Annotated in this window: 20 protein-coding genes; 9 read left to right on the forward strand and 11 right to left on the reverse strand. The window is 36.1% G+C overall.

Features of this window, described 5'->3' with window-relative positions; all coding sequences use genetic code 11:
• Positions 1 to 51: 51 nt before the first annotated feature.
• The 6 genes from BUC21_RS08505 to BUC21_RS08530 all read left to right on the forward strand — a co-directional run bounded on the left by BUC21_RS08505 (position 52) and on the right by BUC21_RS08530 (position 8,722).
• A complete protein-coding gene (locus tag BUC21_RS08505; protein WP_073401239.1) occupies positions 52 to 1,473 on the forward strand; it encodes a glutamate synthase subunit beta in 1,422 nt (473 codons plus the stop codon).
• An 11-nt stretch (positions 1,474 to 1,484) separates the two neighbouring features.
• Positions 1,485 to 3,149 carry an asparagine synthase B gene (gene asnB / locus BUC21_RS08510; RefSeq protein WP_073401241.1) on the forward strand — a complete coding sequence of 555 codons (1,665 nt, stop codon included), beginning with the start codon at positions 1,485 to 1,487 and terminating at the stop codon, positions 3,147 to 3,149.
• Between the two features lie 117 nt (positions 3,150 to 3,266).
• On the forward strand, positions 3,267 to 4,037 hold the full coding sequence (locus tag BUC21_RS08515) for a glycerophosphodiester phosphodiesterase family protein (protein ID WP_073401243.1): 771 nt from the start codon (positions 3,267 to 3,269) through the stop codon (positions 4,035 to 4,037).
• Positions 4,038 to 4,396: 359 nt separating this feature from the next.
• On the forward strand, positions 4,397 to 5,236 hold the full coding sequence (gene dapF, locus BUC21_RS08520) for a diaminopimelate epimerase (protein WP_073401245.1): 840 nt from the start codon (positions 4,397 to 4,399) through the stop codon (positions 5,234 to 5,236).
• A 28-nt stretch (positions 5,237 to 5,264) separates the two neighbouring features.
• Entirely contained in the window at positions 5,265 to 6,494 is a 1,230-nt protein-coding gene (locus BUC21_RS08525) for an LL-diaminopimelate aminotransferase (protein ID WP_073401247.1), read from the forward strand.
• 38 nt (positions 6,495 to 6,532) lie between these two features.
• Entirely contained in the window at positions 6,533 to 8,722 is a 2,190-nt protein-coding gene (locus BUC21_RS08530; RefSeq protein WP_073401250.1) for a glutamine synthetase III family protein, read from the forward strand.
• A 100-nt stretch (positions 8,723 to 8,822) separates the two neighbouring features.
• Here BUC21_RS08530 and BUC21_RS08535 read toward each other — a convergent pair whose 3' ends face one another.
• The 9 genes from BUC21_RS08535 to BUC21_RS08575 form a co-directional block, all read right to left on the reverse strand.
• On the reverse strand, positions 8,823 to 9,539 hold the full coding sequence (locus BUC21_RS08535; RefSeq protein ID WP_073401253.1) for a LytR/AlgR family response regulator transcription factor: 717 nt from the start codon (positions 9,537 to 9,539) through the stop codon (positions 8,823 to 8,825).
• Complete coding sequence (locus BUC21_RS08540) at positions 9,536 to 10,726, reverse strand: sensor histidine kinase (RefSeq protein WP_073401255.1); 1,191 nt, start codon at positions 10,724 to 10,726, stop codon at positions 9,536 to 9,538. The genes BUC21_RS08535 and BUC21_RS08540 overlap by 4 nt, the downstream gene beginning before the upstream one ends.
• A gap of 67 nt (positions 10,727 to 10,793) precedes the next feature.
• Positions 10,794 to 11,471: a DUF2490 domain-containing protein gene (locus tag BUC21_RS08545; protein ID WP_073401257.1), complete on the reverse strand. Its 678-nt coding sequence runs from the start codon at positions 11,469 to 11,471 to the stop codon at positions 10,794 to 10,796.
• 18 nt (positions 11,472 to 11,489) lie between these two features.
• A complete protein-coding gene (locus BUC21_RS08550) occupies positions 11,490 to 12,173 on the reverse strand; it encodes a DUF4956 domain-containing protein (protein ID WP_073401259.1) in 684 nt (227 codons plus the stop codon).
• The gene (locus tag BUC21_RS08555; protein ID WP_073401261.1) at positions 12,157 to 12,933 is read right to left on the reverse strand and encodes a polyphosphate polymerase domain-containing protein; all 777 of its coding nucleotides are present in this window, start codon (positions 12,931 to 12,933) and stop codon (positions 12,157 to 12,159) included. Before BUC21_RS08555 ends, BUC21_RS08550 begins: the two co-directional genes overlap by 17 nt.
• Before the next feature lie 137 nt (positions 12,934 to 13,070).
• Positions 13,071 to 13,706, reverse strand: coding sequence for a thiamine diphosphokinase (locus BUC21_RS08560; protein ID WP_073401263.1), 636 nt, complete (start codon positions 13,704 to 13,706; stop codon positions 13,071 to 13,073).
• Positions 13,675 to 14,280 carry a nicotinamide riboside transporter PnuC gene (gene pnuC, locus BUC21_RS08565; RefSeq protein ID WP_073401265.1) on the reverse strand — a complete coding sequence of 202 codons (606 nt, stop codon included), beginning with the start codon at positions 14,278 to 14,280 and terminating at the stop codon, positions 13,675 to 13,677. Before pnuC ends, BUC21_RS08560 begins: the two co-directional genes overlap by 32 nt.
• 19 nt (positions 14,281 to 14,299) lie before the next feature.
• Complete coding sequence (locus BUC21_RS08570; RefSeq protein WP_073401267.1) at positions 14,300 to 16,543, reverse strand: TonB-dependent receptor; 2,244 nt, start codon at positions 16,541 to 16,543, stop codon at positions 14,300 to 14,302.
• Positions 16,544 to 16,744: 201 nt separating this feature from the next.
• Positions 16,745 to 18,061 (reverse strand): ATP-binding protein, encoded by a 1,317-nt coding sequence (locus tag BUC21_RS08575; protein WP_073401269.1) that lies wholly within the window; start codon positions 18,059 to 18,061, stop codon positions 16,745 to 16,747.
• A gap of 249 nt (positions 18,062 to 18,310) precedes the next feature.
• Here BUC21_RS08575 and BUC21_RS08580 point away from each other — a divergent pair, with 249 nt between their 5' ends.
• A complete protein-coding gene (locus tag BUC21_RS08580) occupies positions 18,311 to 18,931 on the forward strand; it encodes a helix-turn-helix domain-containing protein (RefSeq protein ID WP_083547653.1) in 621 nt (206 codons plus the stop codon).
• A gap of 48 nt (positions 18,932 to 18,979) precedes the next feature.
• Positions 18,980 to 19,216: a GyrI-like domain-containing protein gene (locus BUC21_RS16235; protein ID WP_245797082.1), complete on the forward strand. Its 237-nt coding sequence runs from the start codon at positions 18,980 to 18,982 to the stop codon at positions 19,214 to 19,216.
• On the opposite strand, the gene BUC21_RS08585 is transcribed toward BUC21_RS16235, so the two are convergent.
• Together BUC21_RS08585 and BUC21_RS08590 are read right to left on the reverse strand one after the other, a co-directional pair.
• Entirely contained in the window at positions 19,176 to 20,117 is a 942-nt protein-coding gene (locus BUC21_RS08585; protein ID WP_073401271.1) for an ADP-ribosylglycohydrolase family protein, read from the reverse strand. The two genes, BUC21_RS16235 and BUC21_RS08585, sit on opposite strands and share 41 nt — an antisense overlap.
• 3 nt (positions 20,118 to 20,120) lie before the next feature.
• Positions 20,121 to 20,522 carry a hypothetical protein gene (locus tag BUC21_RS08590; protein ID WP_073401273.1) on the reverse strand — a complete coding sequence of 134 codons (402 nt, stop codon included), beginning with the start codon at positions 20,520 to 20,522 and terminating at the stop codon, positions 20,121 to 20,123.
• A gap of 170 nt (positions 20,523 to 20,692) precedes the next feature.
• Between BUC21_RS08590 and BUC21_RS08595 the strand changes: the two genes are divergently transcribed.
• Positions 20,693 to 21,601, forward strand: a complete 909-nt coding sequence (locus BUC21_RS08595; RefSeq protein ID WP_005807145.1) for an IS1595-like element ISBbi1 family transposase — start codon at positions 20,693 to 20,695, stop codon at positions 21,599 to 21,601.
• Positions 21,602 to 21,603 lie beyond the last annotated feature (2 nt).

Here is a 21,603-nt window from a genome sequence, read left to right on the forward strand (position 1 = left end):
AGAGTAATCGGAGAACTATTCAGATCATTCTTACTTAATCAACAAATAGAAATGGGAAATCCAAAAGCATTCTTAACAATACATAGACAAGAGGCCGGATACAGACCTCTTCACGAACGTGTTTCTGACTTCGGTGAAGTAGAACAGACACTTAACAGCCATGACCGCAAATTACAAGCATCACGTTGCATGGATTGCGGTACACCATTCTGCCACTGGGCATGTCCTATCGGGAACCTTCAGCCAGAATGGCAAGATCTTCTTTACAAAGGAAAATGGAAAGAAGCTTATGAAGTTTTGGAAAACACTTGTGACTTTCCTGAATTCACAGGCCGCATCTGTCCTGCCTTATGCGAAAAAAGTTGCGTATTGAAACTTTCTACAGACGAGCCTGTAACTATCCGCGAAAACGAAGCTGCAATTGTTGAAACTGCTTTCCGCGAAGGTTATATTATACCAAAGCACCCAGTTAGAAATGGAAAGAAAGTAGCAGTGATAGGTTCGGGTCCTGCCGGATTGGTTGTTGCAAACCAGTTAAACCGTAAAGGATACGAAGTTACTGTTTACGAAAAACACGAAGATGTGGGTGGTCTACTTCGTTATGGTATTCCAAACTTCAAGCTAAATAAAAATATTATTGAACGTCGCGTTAATCTGCTTAAACAAGAAGGCGTTATATTTGTTACTTCTACAGAAATCGGCAAAGACATTTCTGCTAAAGATTTGGTTGATTCAAACGATGCAGTATGCGTTTGTATCGGTGCGGAAGTTCCAAGAGACCTTCCAATCGAAGGACGCAACCTGAAAGGTGTACACTTTGCATTAGAATTACTGAGTCAGCAAAACAGAATTTTAGCCGGACATACTTTTGATAAAGATGAATTAATAAATGCCAAAGGTAAAAAGGTATTGATTATTGGTGGTGGTGATACAGGATCTGACTGTATTGGAACATCAAATCGTCATGGAGCAGTAAGCGTTAATCAGATTGAAATTCTGCCTAAACCTCCTGTTCATGATAATCCTGATACTCCATGGCCTATGTATCCTCAGGTTCTGAAAACAACAAGCTCTCACGAAGAAGGTTGTACACGCCGCTGGAACATTAATTCATGCCGTTTCATTGGAGAAAACGGACAGTTGAAAGCTGTTGAGATAGAAGAAGTATCCTGGGAAAAAGGAGAAAACGGACGTATGGCTATGATTCCTTCTGGTAAGAAAGAAATTGTTGAAGCCGATCTTGTATTCTTAGCAATGGGATTTGTACATCCTACTCAGGAAGGCATTATTGAACAATTAGGACTTGCAGTAGATAACCGCAAAAATATCGCAATTGATTCACGTGCCGCTGCATCAACAGCTAAGGTATTTGCTGCCGGAGATGCTGCTACAGGAGCTAGTCTTGTTGTAAGAGCAATGGCAGGCGGACGAAAAGCTGCTTCAGAGATTGATGCTTTTTTAAGTAACAAATAAACAAATAAATTATGTGTGGAATTGTAGGAATATTCAATATACAAACGCAGAGCGAGAAATTACGTGCTAAAGCCTTAAAAATGGCTCAGAAAATCCGCCATCGAGGTCCCGATTGGAGTGGAATTTATTGCGGTGGCTCAGCTATTCTGGCTCATGAACGCCTTTCTATCGTTGACCCCCAATCCGGAGGTCAACCATTATATTCTTCAGATGGCAAGGTTGTACTTGCCGTAAATGGAGAAATATATAATCATCGTGATATTCGCAAAGAGTTTGAAGGAGAATACCAATTCCAGACAGGTTCCGACTGCGAAGTAATTTTAGCTCTCTATCGTAAAAAGGGAATTAATTTCCTCGAAGACCTAAGCGGTATATTCGCTTTTGCATTATATGACTCTGAAAAAGACGAATATCTCATTGCACGTGACCCCATTGGAGTAATTCCATTGTATATTGGTCACGACAAAGATGGCAAACTTTATATTGCCAGTGAGCTTAAAGCTCTCGAAGGCTTCTGCGATAGTTACGAGCCTTTCCTTCCAGGACACTATTATTACAGCAAGGAAGGTGAAATGAAACGTTGGTACACTCGCGACTGGATGGAATATGATGCAGTTAAGAACAACAATGCATATAGCTCGGATGTACATGATTCTCTTGAAGATGCTGTACAACGTCAGTTAATGAGTGATGTGCCTTACGGTGTTCTACTTTCCGGCGGTTTGGACTCGTCAGTAATTTCTGCCGTTGCAAAGAAATATGCAGCTAAACGAGTGGAAACTGATGGCAAATCAGAAGCATGGTGGCCACAACTTCACTCATTTGCCGTTGGTTTGAAAAATGCTCCGGACTTGATTAAAGCAAGGGAGGTTGCAGACCATATCGGAACTATCCACCATGAAATTAACTATACCGTACAAGAAGGGCTGGATGCAATCAGAGATGTAATCTACTTCATTGAAACTTACGATGTAACAACAGTAAGAGCTTCTACTCCAATGTACTTGCTTGCCCGCGTTATTAAATCCATGGGTATAAAAATGGTTCTTTCTGGCGAAGGAGCCGATGAAATATTTGGCGGTTACCTTTATTTTCATAAAGCACCAAATGCAAAAGCATTCCATGAAGAAACAGTGCGGAAAATAAGCAAGTTGCATTTGTACGATTGTCTTCGTGCAAACAAATCTCTGTCAGCATGGGGTGTAGAAGGAAGAGTTCCTTTCCTTGACAAAGAATTCCTGGATGTTGCCATGAGACTTAATCCTGAAGCTAAGATGGCACCAGGAAAAACTATTGAGAAAAAGATTTTGCGTGAAGCTTTCGCCGACATGTTACCAGCAAGTGTAGCATGGAGACAAAAAGAGCAATTTAGTGATGGTGTGGGATATAACTGGATTGATTCACTGAAAGCTTTAACTTCAGAACGTGTAAGTGATGAAGAAATGGCTCATGCATCAGAACGTTTCCCTATAAATCCACCAATGAATAAGGAAGAATATTATTATAGAAGTATTTTTGAAGAACACTTCCCAAGCGAAAGTGCTGCTAAATGTGTTCCTTCAGTTCCATCTGTTGCATGTAGCACAGCTGAAGCATTAGCATGGGATGAATCATTCAAGAACATGAATGACCCAAGTGGACGTGCAGTAAAGGGCGTACACGACGAAAGTTATTAATCATCCTGTAATATTAGAAATAAAAGAAGGCACTTTTAAATAATTAAAAGTGCCTTCTTTTATTTTTTTCAATTGATATTTTTATCTTTACAACCTTAAAATCTAATCAACAACATTATGAAAATTAAAAAACTTATCTTATTGGGAATTCTCCTTTCTACATTTGGTACAGTAAGTGCTAAGACCAAAGTGATAGCTCACCGGGGATTCTGGAACACTGAAGGTTCTGCACAAAATTCAATTGCAGCTTTGACTAAAGCAAACGAGATCAAAGTTTATGGATCGGAATTCGACGTTTGGCTATCTTCTGACGGGGTTCCAGTTATAAATCATAATGCTACAACTGACGACCATCATCTTCTAATTGAAAAAACTCCGATTGCAGAGCTTAAAAAAGAAAAATTGGCAAATGGAGAATATTTGCCGACTCTTGAAGAATACCTTTTGAAAGGAAAACAATGCAAAAACATAAAATTGATTGTTGAATTAAAACCGCATAGCAGTAAAGAAAGAGAAGATTCACTAACCGCTATAGTTCTGGATATGGTCAAAAAGCTGAAGCTAAAAAAGAAAGTTGAATATATTTCTTTCAGTTTGAATACAGTAAAAGAAATAATTCGCTTAGATCCTAAAGCAAAGGTTTCATACTTAACCGCAGATCTTCCACCAAAAGAACTTAAAAAAATTGGATGCATAGGTTTAGATTATAACCTGAATGCAATGATAAAAAACGAAAACTGGTTTTCTGAAGCAAAAAAAATTGGGATAAAAATCAATGTCTGGACTGTGAACAAAGAAGAAGATATGCATTATCTTATAAAAAAAGGTGCTGATTTCATTACAACTAACGAACCTCAGCTAGCTAAAGAGTTAACAAACAACAAATAGCATAATAACATTATTATTAATGTGGTTATATCAAAATTAAACCAAAATTACATAATTAAATAACAAAATGATTTATCTAGATAGTTGTATTTTATATCCTTTTGTTCCATTATTGCCTTATAAAACTGCATATTTAAATAAAAAGGATTCATAACAAAATAACAATTCTAACAATATTATAAAATAGTACTAACAATAATAATAAATTCATTATTTTTTCACCAATATTGGTATTAATTGTTATTTAATCAAAATTAATTAGATATTCGACATTCTTTAATAGCATAATCAAACAATATGTCGTATATTTGCATTTATAAAAGACAAAAGGAAATAATGAAGCAAAATTTTAATGCAAAATGACAAACCTAATTAAATTTACCAAGATGCACGGTGCGGGTAATGACTACATATATGTCAATACATTAAAATACTCTATCGATCATCCTGAAGAATTAGCCATAAAATGGAGTAAATATCATACAGGCATTGGATCTGACGGATTGGTTCTTATCGGAAAATCTCCAATTGCAGATTTCAGCATGCGCATCTTTAATGCAGACGGTTCGGAAGCCATGATGTGTGGAAATGCATCTCGCTGTATTGGTAAATATCTATATGATAATAAAATAACAGAAAAAGAAGACATTACTCTTGACACTCTTTCAGGAATTAAGCATTTACATCTTGCTGTATCCGGAGATAAAGTATCAAAAGTTACTGTAGACATGGGATCTCCTAAATTAGAAGAAGTTTTAGTTAATGGGAATTCTGAGAATTTAGTTTCAGCTGAAATTACTGTAAATAACCAAACTTACAAAGCGACAGCTATTTCAATGGGAAATCCTCATTTAGTAATCTACATTGATGATATTGAAAAAATAGATCTTCCTGTTATTGGACCAATTTTGGAACGTCACCCATTTTTTCCAAATAGAGTAAACGTGGAATTTGCTCAGAAGATAGATAATAAAACTGTAAGAATGAGAGTTTGGGAACGTGGTTCCGGAATTACCATGGCATGTGGAACTGGTGCATGTGCAACAGCCGTTGCCGGTTCTATTATAGGCCAGACGGAACGTGATGTTGAAATCATTATGGACGGAGGGAGCCTGAACATAAAATGGGACGAACAAACCGACAGGGTTTTTATGACAGGTGAAGCTGTCACTGTTTTCGAAGGCGAAATAACTCTTTAATCGCAAAAACTTAAAGCAACAAATAGATATGGCGTTAGTAAATGAAAATTTTTTAAAACTACCGGGTAGTTATCTTTTCTCGGATATTGCTAAGAAAGTAAATACATTTAAAGTAACTCACCCTAAACAAGATGTTATCCGTCTTGGAATCGGAGATGTAACTCAACCATTGCCTCCTGCAGTAATAAAAGCTATGCATAATGCTGTTGAAGAGATGGCTTCTAAAAGCACGTTTCGTGGATACGGTCCTGAACAAGGCTATAATTTTTTAATCGAGACAATCATTAAAAATGATTATGCAAGCAGAGGTATAAGTCTTGAACCAAGTGAAGTTTTCATCAATGATGGAGCTAAAAGTGATACCGGAAACATTGGAGATATTCTTCGCCACGATAATAGCGTTGGTATAACCGACCCTGTTTACCCTGTATACATCGATTCTAATGTTATGGCAGGCCGTGCAGGAGACTTAATTGATGGCAAATGGAGTAATCTTGTTTATATTCCTTGCTTAAGCGAGAATAATTTCATTCCGCAAATTCCTGACAGAAGAATTGATATGCTATATCTATGCTATCCAAATAACCCAACAGGAACAACTCTTACTAAAGAGGAATTAAAAAAATGGGTTAACTACGCATTAGAAAACGACACATTGATTTTGTATGATGCTGCTTACGAAGCATATATTCAGGAACCAGATGTTCCACATTCAATTTACGAAATTAAAGGTGCAAAGAAGGTTGCAATAGAATTCAGAAGCTTTTCTAAAACAGCTGGATTTACTGGTGTTAGATGTGGATATACAGTTGTACCAAAAGAACTGAACGCTATAACATTAGATGGTGAGCAGGTTTCTTTGAACAAATTATGGAACAGACGTCAGTGTACTAAGTTTAACGGAACATCCTATATTACTCAAAGAGCTGCTGAAGCTATATATACTCCAGAAGGAAAAGAACAGATTAAGGAAATAATCAACTATTATATGACCAATGCCAAAATTATGAAAGAAGGCATTGAATCAACAGGATTAAAAGTATTTGGAGGTGTAAATGCTCCTTATCTTTGGGTTAAAACACCAAATGGAATGCCTTCATGGAAATTCTTTGAACAGTTGTTGTATGAAGCAAATATTGTTGGAACTCCAGGAGTTGGATTTGGTCCAAGTGGAGAAGGTTATATTCGCTTAACAGCTTTTGGTGCACGCGAAGATTGCGTAGAAGCAATGAGAAGATTAAAAAATTGGATAAAATAATTTAGAACTCAAATATCATTAAATAAAATTTAGGTAGTATGTCAGATCTAAGATTCAGAGTAGTAGAGACAGCTTTTAAAAAGAAAGCTATAGAAGTTCCAGCTCCAAAGGAGAGACCTTCTGAATATTTTGGTAAGTATGTGTTTAACAAAGCAAAAATGTTTAAGTATCTTCCAACCAAGGTATACCAGTCATTGATGGATGCAATGGATAATGGTACTCCACTAAACCGGGATATTGCTGATGCTGTTGCTGCAGGAATGCAAAAATGGGCATTGGAAATGGGAGCTACACACTATACTCACTGGTTCCATCCATTAACAGAAGGTACTGCTGAAAAGCACGATGCTTTCGTTGAACACGATGGAAAAGGTGGTATGATTGAAGAATTTAGCGGCAAACTACTTATTCAACAAGAACCAGATGCTTCCAGCTTCCCAAGCGGTGGTATCCGTAACACATTCGAAGCTCGTGGTTATTCAGCATGGGATCCTTCATCTCCTGCATTTATTGTTGGCGACACTTTGTGCATCCCTACAATCTTCATCGCATACACAGGCGAATCATTAGACTACAAAGCTCCTCTTTTAAAAGCTTTGCAAGCAGTAAACAAAGCTGCTGTAGATGTAGTTCGTTACTTCAACCCTGAAGTTAAAAAAGTAATTTGTAATTTAGGCTGGGAACAAGAATACTTCCTTGTAGACGAAGGTCTTTATGCAGCTCGTCCAGACTTACTTTTAACTGGTCGTACTTTGATGGGACACGAAAGTTCTAAGAACCAACAGTTGGAAGATCACTACTTCGGTGCAATCCCTACTCGTGTTGCAGCTTTCATGACAGATTTGGAAATTGAAAGTTTAAAACTTGGTATTCCTGTTAAGACTCGTCACAACGAAGTTGCACCAAACCAGTTTGAGCTTGCTCCTATCTTCGAAGAATGTAACTTGGCAAATGACCATAACTTATTAGTAATGGCTTTGATGCGTAAATTGGCTCGTCGCCACGGATTCCGTGTTTTATTACACGAAAAACCATTCAAAGGCATTAACGGATCAGGTAAACACAATAACTGGTCACTAGGTACAGATACTGGTATCTTATTATTAGGACCAGGTAAAACATCTGAAGAAAATCTTCGTTTTGTTACTTTCGTAGCTAACGTATTAATGGCAGTATATCGTCATAACGGATTATTGAAAGCTAGTATTTCTTCAGCAACTAACGCTCACCGTTTAGGAGCAAATGAAGCACCTCCTGCAATTATTTCTTCCTTCTTAGGAAAACAATTGTCTCAGGTTCTGAAACATTTAGCTGAAAGTACTAAAGACGATTTAGTAAGCCTTAGCGGTAAACAAGGTATGAAGTTGGATATTCCACAGATTCCTGAATTGCTGATCGACAATACAGACCGTAACCGTACTTCTCCTTTCGCCTTTACAGGTAACCGTTTCGAGTTCCGTGCTGTAGGTTCTGAAGCAAACTGTGCATCTGCAATGATCGCTCTTAATGCTGCTGTTGCTGAACAATTAGTTATTTTCAAGAAAGAAGTTGATGCTCTTATTGAAAAAGGCGAACCTAAAATTTCTGCTATTCTTGAAGTTGTTCGTAAATATATTATTGAAAGTAAAGCAATCCACTTCGATGGAAATGGTTACAGCGACGAATGGAAAGAAGAAGCATTGAAACGTGGTTTGGACTGCGAAACAAGCGTTCCAGTTATCTTTGACAATTACCTGAATGAAAGTAGCATTAAAATGTTCGAGACAACAGGTGTAATGACTAAAGTTGAATTGGAAGCACGTAATGAAGTTAAATGGGAAACTTACACTAAGAAGATTCAAATTGAAGCTCGTGTGTTAGGTGACTTAGCCATGAACCACATTATTCCAATGGCAACTAAATATCAGTCACAACTGATTGACAATGTATATAAAATGAAAGACTTGTTCCCAGGAGAAAAAGCTAACACACTTTCTACTAAGAACCTAGAAATCATTGAAGATATTGCTAAGAGAACAATCTTCATCAAAGAAAAAGTTGATGAAATGATTGAAACTCGTAAAGTAGCTAATATTATTGAAGAAGAACGTGAAAAAGCTATTGCATACCACGATAAAATCGTTCCTATGCTAGAAGAAATCCGTTACCATATTGACAAATTAGAATTAATAGTCGATGACCAATTATGGACATTGCCTAAATATAGAGAATTGTTATTCATTAGATAATTCTCAATAGAGTTATCTATTTCTTTTGTTGGTTGTTTTAAGTTTGTAAAAGGGGACGCTGTGAAGCACCCCCTTTTTCTTTTTAAAACACAGCTAATATTTACTTTCCTAGAAAATTCTTTCCCATATATTGGTTAAAAGCATCTTTATATTGCTCGCCAATAGGTATGTAAACCTGCCCTTCCATTATAATCCTTCCTTTGGCTATTTCTATAATTTTCTGCAAATTAATGATATATGAACGATGCACTCTCATAAACTTACCTGCAGGTAATCGTTCTTCCATAATTTTCATGCTTAAAAGAGACATAATAGGCTTTTCCTGAACAAGATGAATACGTACATACTCACTCATACTTTCTATATAAATTATAGAGTCTACATCCAACCTTACTATTCTGTATTCTGTTTTAACAAACAGATGTTTATCATCATCCATTTGTTTATGCGACAACATAAGCAATTCGTGCTGCTGTTTTACTTTATTGACCGATTTAAGAAAATCGTTATAACTGAATGGTTTCAATAAATAATCCAGTGCATCTACTTTAAACCCTTCAATAGCATACTCAGAATAAGCTGTAGTAAAAACAATCAGAGGTTTGTTTACCAAAGAACGCACAAAATCAAGCCCGTTTAAATCGGGCATATTAATATCAACAAACATTAAGTCAATATCATCATTTGAGATTGCCTCCATTGCTTCATAAGCACTACTACAAGATTTTATGAGTTCAAGAAACGGTACTTTATTTATGTAATTAGCAATTTGTGTAAGCGCCAGCGGTTCATCATCAACAGCAATACATCTTATCATAATAATGGTATAATTAATAATACACTAAATTCGTCAACAGTAGAATCTATCTTCAATGTATAATTGTCAGGATACAGCAGATTCAAACGTTTTCTCACGTTTTCCAGGCCTATACCTTGTTCATGTTCTTGAGATTTTTGATCGCAGTTACTGTTTGTCACTAAACATTCAATATCTCTCTCGTTAACTTGAAGACTAAAGTTAATATATGAATCCTTCCGATAACTAATACCATGCTTAAATGCATTTTCAAGAAATGAAATAAACAGTAACGGAGGGATCTGAACTGACGGAATTATTTCCGGAAGATAAAGCTTAATGTTCACCTTATCTGTATACCTAAGCTTCATCAGCTCAATATAATTCTGAATAAAAAAAACTTCTTTCTCAAGACTTATAGTTGGTTGACTGGAATCATACAAAACATACCTCATCATTTTGGAGAGCCCTATCACCGTTTCTTTAGCCTTTTCTGTATCAATATCTATTAATGCGTGAATATTATTAAGTGTATTCATAAAAAAATGAGGATTTATCTGATGCTTCAGATAAGCCAGTTCTGTTTCCAGATTATGCTTTTCGAGCTCCTTTAATCTATGTGCATCTCTTATTGACTGGAATAGTAATTTTATAGCAATATTAAATCCAACAATAAGAATTGCAATTATAAAATTATTCATGAAGAAACCCACGAAAGGTATACGCAAAAAGCTTTTCTGACGAGGCCCCAAAAAAGGTTCTTTTTTATCTTTATATCCTGGAATATTCTGGGGAAGGGGATTTATAGCTTTATCACCCATAGTGTCCATTGGCTTGAATTTATCATCACGAGGAAGCGGTGGCCCCGATTTCCATTCGTTTCTAGTCCACGGTTCCGGACCTTTATGAGGATTAAAAAAGCCATTAGGAGAAAAAGATGTTGCCAGACAAATTGTAACAACTACCGAAGCAAGATAAAGCCACCATTTCTTTTTAAAAAACAGTAGTGGCATGAGCAGGTAGTTATTTACAAGAAAAATTAGAAGGAAAGGAATCATCCCTTCCCAAGTATGAAATATATCAAGCCAGCCAAATGAGGAATTTTGCTTATAAATATCATCAATAAATGGTACTATAAGCAAAATCAACCAAATAACTACATAGATAAAATTCTCTAAAATCTGTTGTTTCTTTTCTGTGTTAATCATGTTATAACATGTTATTATAACAAATATACAACTTTAATATTACTCCTGATCACAATCATTGGATTAACTAAAACTTATGTGAGTAACCAATACCTATGATATGACTATTAGTTTCATCCTCGTCTTCATCAAAGTTTACGTATTTATAATACAAATCCAATGAATTCTTATTATTTATTTTATATTTCGTTCCCAAAATAAATCCAATCTTATCTAATCCATTCCCGGTTTTATTATTGAGTGAATTATAAAATTCACAAGACGTATATGGTTCAAAGCTGAAGTTTTTTATATTGTAGCTAAGAGCAACCTTACTACGAATATACTGTTTCGGATTTGCTCTTGTTGACGTTTCAGACACTCCCTGTCGGTACGTGCTTTGAAACCTTTCACGCAAAGAAATGGTAAAACGATTAAATTCATAACTTCCCTGAACGAAGAAATAATAACGATGTCTTATTTCCCAATCTTTAGTGGGATGATTGTAATTAATTAAATTATATGCTCCACCAGCTTTTAGATAGGGACAGAACTTATAAGAGAGTTGTAAAGCTGTAGAAAAGCGATCTATTTCATTAAGATTATCACGAAGACGAAACTCTTCCTCTAATGAAACTTCCAGTTTTGAAACAATTTTCCTGGAAACCTCTACGCTGGTATACATACCCAAATCATCACTTTGTGCAAAAGAAAATGTGCTGCCAAGCAAAGCAGCAGACAAACATGCTATTTTTACTATTTTCATACAACTGCTATATTTATATTATTCGTCGTCTTTAGGAAGCCTCGTCATAGTGTCTATAGTATTAATTTCATCGTGCAATGGCTCATAATAAATCTTTAGATACGCCGTATCACGAAGAAAATCAAGATGCCCTACTTCTACCTTCAAAATATCAATCCCGGTTCGTTTCTTTAAATCTTCCATTAATTCATCATATTTGTCGGGAGTTATAAGGCTTATTTTATCATACAATATGAGTTTGCATGATGTATGTTTCAGCCATCGACTACTTTCCAAAGCCCAGGTTATCAGAACAAACAAAATATTAGTTGCAAGTAATTCTGCATAGCTTATCTGAACAGCAACAGCATTGATAACAGACACAGCAATAATTAAAAAAAGATAAGTCATTTCTCTGATGGGTACCGATTCGGTTCTGTACCTTATTATTCCAAAAATAGCAAAGACACCTAAAGCAAAACCTATTTTAATTTTTACACTATTAAGCAAGAATATAAGTAAAAACACACTTACATTAATCAGCGAAAACGTAAAATAGTAATCTCTTCTTCTACTTTTGGGATAATAGAAAAAATGAATAATAGAAGTTACTATAACAAAATTAATAAGGAAGCGCATTATCAGCTGTCCAAAACCATTAGCATCAAGTAATGGAGTTCCCAGAAGATCAATATTGCTCATCCATTCAGAAAGTGTATCCATAAGATTTATTAGTTAATTTATTTATTTGTATTAATTTGCTTTTGAATCGATTATATTTCAAAGACGGATTGGTAAGAACTGCTCCAAGGCAATATTTACTAATACTAACCTGCCTGATTCTGTCTCTATTCATTATTTCTCTTACAGGAGAATAAGACTCTCCTTCTTGCTTAACTTCAACAATTACAAAATCAGAAATTGCCTCTTCTTTTCTTGTTTCCAGATTCAGGAAGTTGATGTCACAATCTAACGTCAAACGTTCTGTTTTACAGCGATTGACTAATGTTATTCGATAAAAGTTATTTTCGAGTACAGGAAACAGGTTATCCAGTTCATATCTGGAATGAGAATGTAGAAACTCTGCATTCTTTTTAATTCTAAAATGGTCTTTGTTCTTAATGCCGGTCCTGACCTTTCGTGTTTGGCCTTTATTGTTTTTATGCTTCACCTCCAGAAAAGTCAGACTTGAATCTACATATTCTCTTATCCTTATTTTTTCTCTGTCGGTCTTCCCGTTTTGATGAGCAATGAACATATCATCTGCAGGAGTATCCAAATAAGTTGTGTGGTAATTATTAACTCGTTTGCCATTAATATCCTGAACGAAATATTCATCCTTTATCTTTTTAAGAAAAGGTTCAAAACGCTCTGTAGGAATAATAAACTTAGTATCAATCCTATTCATTAATCGAACAGCATCCATTTCTTCCAGAGAGATGGGAGGCATTTCGTTTAATAACTGTATAACTTCTGAACGCATCTATTTAAATGTTTTTTTGATAGAATTAGTCTAATCATAATACTTTTCTCATTACGAATGTATTACAATACGACAAACCATCAAAAAGCAATCAATGAACGGATGCTTTTTATCAGTAAAAATGGAATATATTAAGATTAGTAGGCTCTGAAGATAATAGCCTTACCTGAGGTATGGATTATAAAGCGGTCGGATAAGGAAGCATTAAGAGTTCCTTGCCACCATTGTTTTAAAGGAGGAAGAGTATACTGAAGTCCTTCCTGAGACATATCGGCATCAGAAAGATTAAAAATAGAGACTTGCTGGCCCAGATAACTTTCAAATTCACTGTCTTCTGATATAGGAGTAAATACACCATAATCGGTTACCATTTCTACATCTGCCTGATCCATATAATCGGCCAGCAGACTAATGTTTCCTAATGTATGGTCTTCTCTTTTTCCTGTTGCACCAAGAATAAGCAAGTCCATTTTATTTTGTTGCAGGCAGTAATTAAATGCTTTGGTCAAATCGTTTGTTTCCTGATCTGGAATAGAGTGAAGAATATGCGCAAACTGCTTTTTATTTAACTTTGAAAGAGAATCTCCGTCGCCAACTATAGCAACGGGAATTCTTCCTTTACTGACAAACTCATCGGTAGCTCCATCGCAGCAAACCACATATTCTGTATTAGTCAAAAGAGCTATAGGTAGTGGATGAACCGGGAAATCTCCATTAGCCAGAATAATGGCAGAGGGATTCTTAGCGATTGTCAGTAATGGGTATTTTTTCATCATTCAAAGCATTATATAACATCATCTTTTTCCATTTGAAGTAGCCAAATACAGCTATCACGGAGTACAAACCGTAGAGAATAGTTGTAGGATACAGACCTTTGTAAAGATACAAAGCACAGCAAGCAACATCCACAACAATCCAAACCAACCATTGCTCAATATACTTATATGCCAGCAGCCACATTCCAATAATGCTTAAAGCAGTAACAAATGAGTCTGCATAAGGAACTGTACTATCGGTATAACGAGTCAGGATAAAAGCTATTCCAACAAAAAGTATGGCAAAGATAATAATTATCGGCAAGAAGTATTTAACCGGAGTATAAGAAATAGGTCGCTCCTCTCCTTCTTTTTGGTCGGACTTTTTCATCCACATCACCAGTCCGTACAAACCGGCCAGTAAATAATAGATATTAATACCCATATCTGCATAAAGTCCCGCAGCATAAAATACATATATGTACACAAGCGGCATAACAACTCCGGCAAACCACAAATAGATACTTGCTTTATACTCTAAGTAGAGATAAAGCAAGCCTATAAGTGTGCCTATAATTTCAAGATAATCCATTATAGTATATTTTCTTTAATCAGAATTTCAACGTAATTCCAGCCAAAATGTTTGTTCCTGCCTGAGCAAAATAACCGGCGCCGTTATAACGTGTTTTACTTCCGTCTGCATCAATCACATAAGAGCTATAACCATATCCGTTACTTTCATATTTCTCATTAAACAGATTATTGATTGACAGACCTAAATGAATTGATTTAAATGCAGGCAGACTGAATGTATATCCTAAACGGAGGTTATTTACAAAGTAAGCATCGAGAACACAATCTTCTTGCTGAGAGTTAGACAGGTATTGTTTACCTACATAACTTGATTGAAGTGCTGCATCCCAATTTTTATAAGTAAATGTAAACATACTGTTTGCTATTACACTTGGAGAATAAGCAATAGTTGTTTTTCCTACATAGTTAGATGTTTGAGTATACAATGGCTTCCAGTCTGCATCATAATTATCAAGATATTCAGTATAATCATTAATCTTATTCTGACTTAAAGTTGCGTTTCCATCCCATCTCAACCAGGAAGTAATCTTTGCACCAAGCATATATTCCATACCTACACGGTAACTATCAGGAACATTATCAGCCAGTGGCTCACCAATATCATTTGTCTGGCCGGTAAGAATAAGCTGATCTTTATATTTCATGTAGTAGAAGTTCACACCTACAAGGAAGCGGGAATCATTATATGTATATCCGGCTTCATAATCGAACAATCTTTCCGAAGAAGGAGTCTTGCCAAACTTAGCATCCGTAAAGTTATTACGGGTAGGTTCTTTATGAGCTACAGAGAATGAAGCATAAGCAGAACTGTTTTTATTCATCTGCCAAAATAAACCAGCCTTTGGATTAAAGAAATTATAATTATTGTCTACAGCCAAAGTCTGCATACCGCCGGGAGTCTTAGTCCAGTCCCACTTATCATTCAAACCATCAATAGTGTAATGAATGTATCGATACTGCAAATCCCCGTAAGCACTTAATCCTTTAAGCAATTCATAGCTTGCTTTCAAATAAATATTAGCATCCGTTTTATCAGAGTTATTACGATAATATTCATGATCGGGATCAAGAACATTATTAAAATAATTCTTCACCCAGATTACTCTACCGTAATTATTCCCCTTGTATTCGTTGGCAGCTCCACCTAAAGAAGCCTGTAAACGGCCGGAAGAATAATTAAAGGAGAATACTCCTCCGCCAAAGCCATTATCCATTCTTTTCTGACGAACCAAATCACTCTTTTCTATTAGTTTACCATAATACACAAAAGGTTGAAGTCCATATTCTTCCAAAGATCTTTTGTTCTTATATTCCTGATAATATCCTTCTCCATCAGTATAATGCAATGTGAGGTTCATATTCCACTTTGGTGAGAAAATATGAGTGTAAAGCATCTGATAATTAGTCTGAATATAGTTATCAGTCTGATCCTTATAAAAACCAATCACATTTCCGTCGGCATCCTCAATCTCACCGCAAGGATTATAACGACGACCTTTTCCAGCGAGGTCTTCATTACCATTCCAGGCATGATAAGTTTTTTCCTTTCCGCCGAAAACAATAAATTTAAAGATATCGTTATCACCATAATAACCTGCCTGAGCAAAGAAAGATTTCAAATCTGTAGAAGCACGGTCAATGTATCCGTCTGAAGCAAGATTAGATAATCTTGCATCGAAAGCCCAGCGGCTTTTCAGTAATCCGGTTCCAACTTTAAATGTTTCTTTGTGCGTATTAAATGATCCATACGAACCATTAATTTCGGCATAAGGCAATGCTGAAATAGATTCCGTTTTCATATTAATACTTGCGCCAAAAGCACCCGCACCATTAGTCGAAGTTCCAGCTCCGCGTTGAATCTGAAGATCTTCAATAGACGAAGCAAAATCGGGCATGTCTACCCAATAAAGCGTGTGAGACTCGGCATCATTCAAAGGCACGCCATTGGCAGTAACATTAATACGTGAAGCATCCGTTCCACGAACTCGTATACCTGTATATCCCACTCCTGCTCCGGCATCGGAAGTTGCTACCACCGAAGGAGTCATAGTAAGCAAGAACGGAATATCCTGCCCGAAGTTCTGCTTTTTAATTTGATCCTTACTAACATTTGAGAATGCAACCGGAGTCTTAGCCGTTGCGCGTGTTCCTACTACCTGCACTTCCTGCAGTCTTACCAAACGCAGACTATCCTTTACCTGCGCAAAAGACGATGAGCCAATCAGTGTTAAGCCGACAAGCATCTGTACTTTCTTTTTCATACCTATTTTTAGTTAAATAAAACAGAAAAGGGGTCTTTTCTATCTTTCGTTCCCTCCGCCGGCATTACCCGGATCAGGTTATGGGTATAATCTCAGCCCGTTATATTGAGGCACCCCTTATATGAGAATATGGCACAAAGTTAGTGCTTTTTTGGAATATGTAACAAAATGAAATGTTATTTTTGAAATAAAGGTCTTTGTTTATACTTGTTTGTCCTTAATATAAGTAGTCAGCTCGCATACAGAATACAGAGGAAAATTAGTGAGCCACTCTTCTTCACGGAAATCAGACATAGAAGAACGGATAGCTATCTTTGGCAGATATTTCTGAACAAAAGAACGAAGACTCTTGGCTTGCAAGTTCTCTTCAGCTTTTACTTCTATAGGAATTACCCTATCACGATATTGAATTAAAAAATCAATCTCGGCTGTTGATTTTTCTGCAGACCAATAATATAAAGAAACACGTTTATCGGCTACCAATTGTTGTAATACATATTGTTCTGATAAAGCCCCTTTAAACTCTTCGAACAATTCATTGCCATCAAGCAATGTTTTAACATCCAGATTAACCATTGCAGCAAGAAGACCTGTATCAAGAATAAACAATTTAAATGCTCCAAAATCCTCATACGCTTTTAAGGGTAACGCAGGCTTTGATACTCTGGATATTTTATGAACCAGTCCACAATCCATTAACCAAGCCAATGCCAACTCAAAGTCTTTTGCTCTGGCACCCTGTTTTACTAAACCATAAACAAACTTCTTATTCTCTCTAGCCAATTGAGAAGGAATAGAATTCCATACCATCCTTATTCTTGGAACAACATCTGCAGGAGCATGTTTTGAAAAATCCTGTTCATAGGAATCAAGAATTTGTTGCTGTATCTGTCTAACCTCATTCAAATCACGATTCTGAGAATATCTTACTACTACTTCGGGCATACCTCCCACATAATAATACTGACGTAGAAGCTGAATATATTTTGTTTTAAAAACAGTTATAAGATCCCATTGCTTTTGTTGTTGCAAATCAACCAAAGCATCCTCTCCCATAGCCTGCAGGAATTCTGTAAATGTTAACGGATAAAGATCCAGAAATTCAACTTTACCAACCGGGAAAGAAGTATTTTGATGTAAAGCGATGCCAAGTAATGAACCGGCAGCTACAATATGATATTCCGGTGCATTTTCACAAAAATATTTTAAAGAAGATATAGCTCTTTCCGCTTCTTGAATTTCATCAAAAATAATAAGAGTATTACCGGGTTCAGGTTTTACTCCAGTAGCAACCTGAATAGAAAGTAAAATACGGTTAATATCAAAGTCCTGAAGAAAAAGAGATTTTAATTGCAAATCACTCTCAAAGTTTATGTATGCACATTTTTCATATTCAGTACGAGCAAACTCTTTCATCAGCCAGGTTTTACCAACTTGTCTGGCTCCACGGATTACAAGCGGTTTACGATTCCCTTTTATCTTCCATTCTTTAAGCTGTTCAAGCAACTTTCTTCTCATAATTACTTCCTCCTATATTATGTCATTACAAAAAGTCGAAGGACTTTCTGTGCAAATATACATTTTTTCGAAGGAGTTTTTGCACTTTGAGCACACTTTTTCGAAGGAGTTTTCGAAATATTACTTTTGAGATTGAATTTAGTTCGATCAAAAATAAAATTCTATCTGAGATAAAGACTATTATTTTTGATCAGATTTTTTATAACAACATCCTTTTGTTACCTTTGTAAATAACGAAATATGGAGTAAATGAAAAGATATAAGATCTATCAAGCCCAAATAGATGCTGTACTGCATTATATCAACACGATGGTACAGCATAATTGGTCATCTGAACCATTAAATGAGTTTAACAAGAAGTTAAGTATAGATACCTTATCAGATATTTCCGCAATATCATCTCGCAATTTACATCTTATATTCAGAGCTTACACTCAAGAAAGCATCCATCAGTATATAAACCGTTTACGTCTGGAATTTGCTTTATATCTTTTAGGAAATAAAGCATTAACTCATGTTGAAGTCTCGGAATATATAGGTTTTGCTAATGTTGCAGCTTTTTATAATGCATTTAAAAAGTTGTTTAATCTAACTCCCTTACAACTTCAAAAGAGGAATTTTACACTTGAAAAGGTAAAACCTTTAGCCAAATATCCATTTAAAACATTTTACTCAATTATAAATATAATCGATAAGCCTGTATTGTTTATTCCTTTCATCGGCAGTTATGATACATTCTCAGAAGATAAATTTGAAAAAGAAAGCTGGGATATTTTATATGACTATGCAACTGAACATGATTTATTACCTGACAATATAGAATACTGGGGAATATGTTACGATAGTCCTCAAATAACACCTCACGATTAGTGCCGTTTTTATGCATGCATGACTATTTGTTCTGAGATAAAGCTAAAATTGAATAGTCGTATAAAGAGCATGATCATCTCAGCCGGACAATATGCAGTTTATACGCATAAAGGAAGTTATTCTTTGCTTGATTCATTCTACAATGCCATTCTAAACAACCTTCCTCCACAATATATATTAGGAGAAGGTTTAATTCTTGAACATTACTTGAATAGCCCAGTTGAGACAACAGAGAATGAATTGCTTACTGAAGTCCTGCTTCCAATCGTTCGGCAAGACAAATAAGATCATCTTTACGAGCCAGCCTGTTAAGCCATTCTTGAGGAATACTTTCGTATCCATAAATAATTGCTGCTAATCCTCCTGTTACTGCACCTGTAGTATCTGTATCATTACCTAAATTAACAGCGGCCAACACAGCATTCTTAAAGTTTAAAGAATTAGCTATGCACCATAAACTTGCTTCCAATGTATGTACAACATATCCCGATGAATAAATCTCCGTTCTAGGAATACTCTTATAGTCTTTAAAAGAAGAAAGAAGTATTCTGTTAAAGTGGAGACTTTCTTCTTTTAAAGATGTAACTTGTTCGATAAGTGAACATACATCTTTTTGCATAAGTATAAATGAATCTTCAATTGAATGCGTTAGCAGATTTCTGGCAAACTCCATAAAAATAATGCAAGCCAATATACTTCTGGGATGCCTGTGTGTAATAGATGATACTTCTTCGATCTTTTGAATTCGTTCTTTCAGTGATAAAGAATGAATGTGTATCAACAATGGTAGAATTCTCATAAGCGAACCATTTCCATTATCATATTCTCCATTCAACCCTGCCATTCCAGGAGGAATGCCTTTCTTTATATTACAGATTGCACAAGAAGTAGCTATTCCGATATCGAAAACAGAACCATAAGGTGTCCATAAACCATTATCCATCCATTGAACAAACTTATCGGCTATATCTTGCAGATTATATCCGTTACACAATGAATCTGCTAAGCATAAAGACAAAGAAGTATCATCCGACCAAGTTCCGGCTGGTTGATTGTGAGTACCATAACCTCGCATATCATTAACCGGATTTCTATCTAACTCTTCTCTTGAAAGAAATTCAACAGGCACACCTAAAGCATCGCCTATAGATGTGCCTAATAGTATTGATTTAGAGAGACTTTTCATTAACTAAATTCTTTTCCTATTCCAAGGAAAAGTTCCTGAATAATCTTTCTTTTTTAAATTCTCAAACCCATTTGCTCTAACGAAATAACAATAATTCTTTATAAGACATTCATATTCCTGATTATCCATTTTAAACGATTCTTTCTTTGTATCCAAACTTGGAATTTGTCTTTGAACTGGCAATTCAGGATTTACATCAACCTTTTGATTATACACTAGCTTAGGAAAATCATTCGAATGTGGATTGAAAACATCAATATCGTTGAATAATTCATAAAGACATTTACGAGGCCCACCTATTACACGTGATGTATCATTTGCTGTTCTCTTAGATAAACTACGAATAAGAATTCCTCCAAAAAAGCTATTATCATAATCTATTTTACCTTTTTCATCTGTTTCCACTTTACTTTGAAATGAAATATCTATGCCGCTAGCATGCAAGAACCACTTGCCAGCGTCAATAGTACGATGATAAGTAACAATATCAGGATGCTGTTCATTTAAATAATAATCTGATTCTCCGCAAACACACCTAATATTTTTAGTATATTAGCGCTCAAAAAGCAGGGATTATGAACATATTCAGTTTTACGGCTCATTTCGGTTCGGAGGAAGATTGTCGTTTGCATTTCAAGGAGCAGCGTGATAAGGAAGGGGTTGTCTGCAAGCGATGCGGGGGCACTTCCCATTATTGGTTACAGGGTAAATGGAGTTATGAATGCAAAGGTTGCCGTTTCCGCACCTCGTTGCGCAGCGGTACGATCATGGAGAGCTCCAAGCTGCCGTTTCTGGTGTGGTACAAAACGATGTTCCTGATGAGTTGCACAAAAAAGGGATTCTCCACCAACGAACTCCAGAAGCAATTAGGATTGAAGCGTTACGAACCGGTATGGGCGATGGTACACAAACTCCGCAGGGCGATGGGCAACCGGGATGCAAGGTATACACTGGAAGGGATGATAGAACTGGATGAGGGTTACTTTTCGGTGGCCAGTAAGGAAATCGAGCGAGGCAAGGGTACACGTGGCCGGGGAGCCGAGGGAAAGCAGAACGTTGCGGTGATGGCCGAAAGCACCCCGTTGGAAGATATCGAAACGGGCAAAAAGGAGAAGCATGTGCGTTATTTCAAGGCCAGGGTACTGGATAGCCATCAAAGTGAAGGAATCAACGGCGTGGTCAGGGACTGCATGGAGGATGATGCCATCGTATTTTCGGACAAAAGCACTTCTTACGTTGACATCTCCGATCTGGTGGAATTGCACGTCACCGAGAAATCAGACGCCAAAACCACCAAGGAAACACTCAAATGGGTGCATATCGCAATCAGTAATGCAAAACGGACATTGCTGGGCAACTACCATAAAATCAAAAGGAAATACTTACAGTTGTATCTCAACGAGTTTATTTACAAATTAAACAGACGGTATTTTGGAGACAAACTCTTTGACAGACTAGTAATTGCGAATATAACAGGTGCATAAAC

Origin of the sequence: Bacteroides luti (assembly GCF_900128905.1) — a bacterium.
GTDB classification, from domain to species: Bacteria; Bacteroidota; Bacteroidia; order Bacteroidales; family Bacteroidaceae; genus Bacteroides; species Bacteroides luti.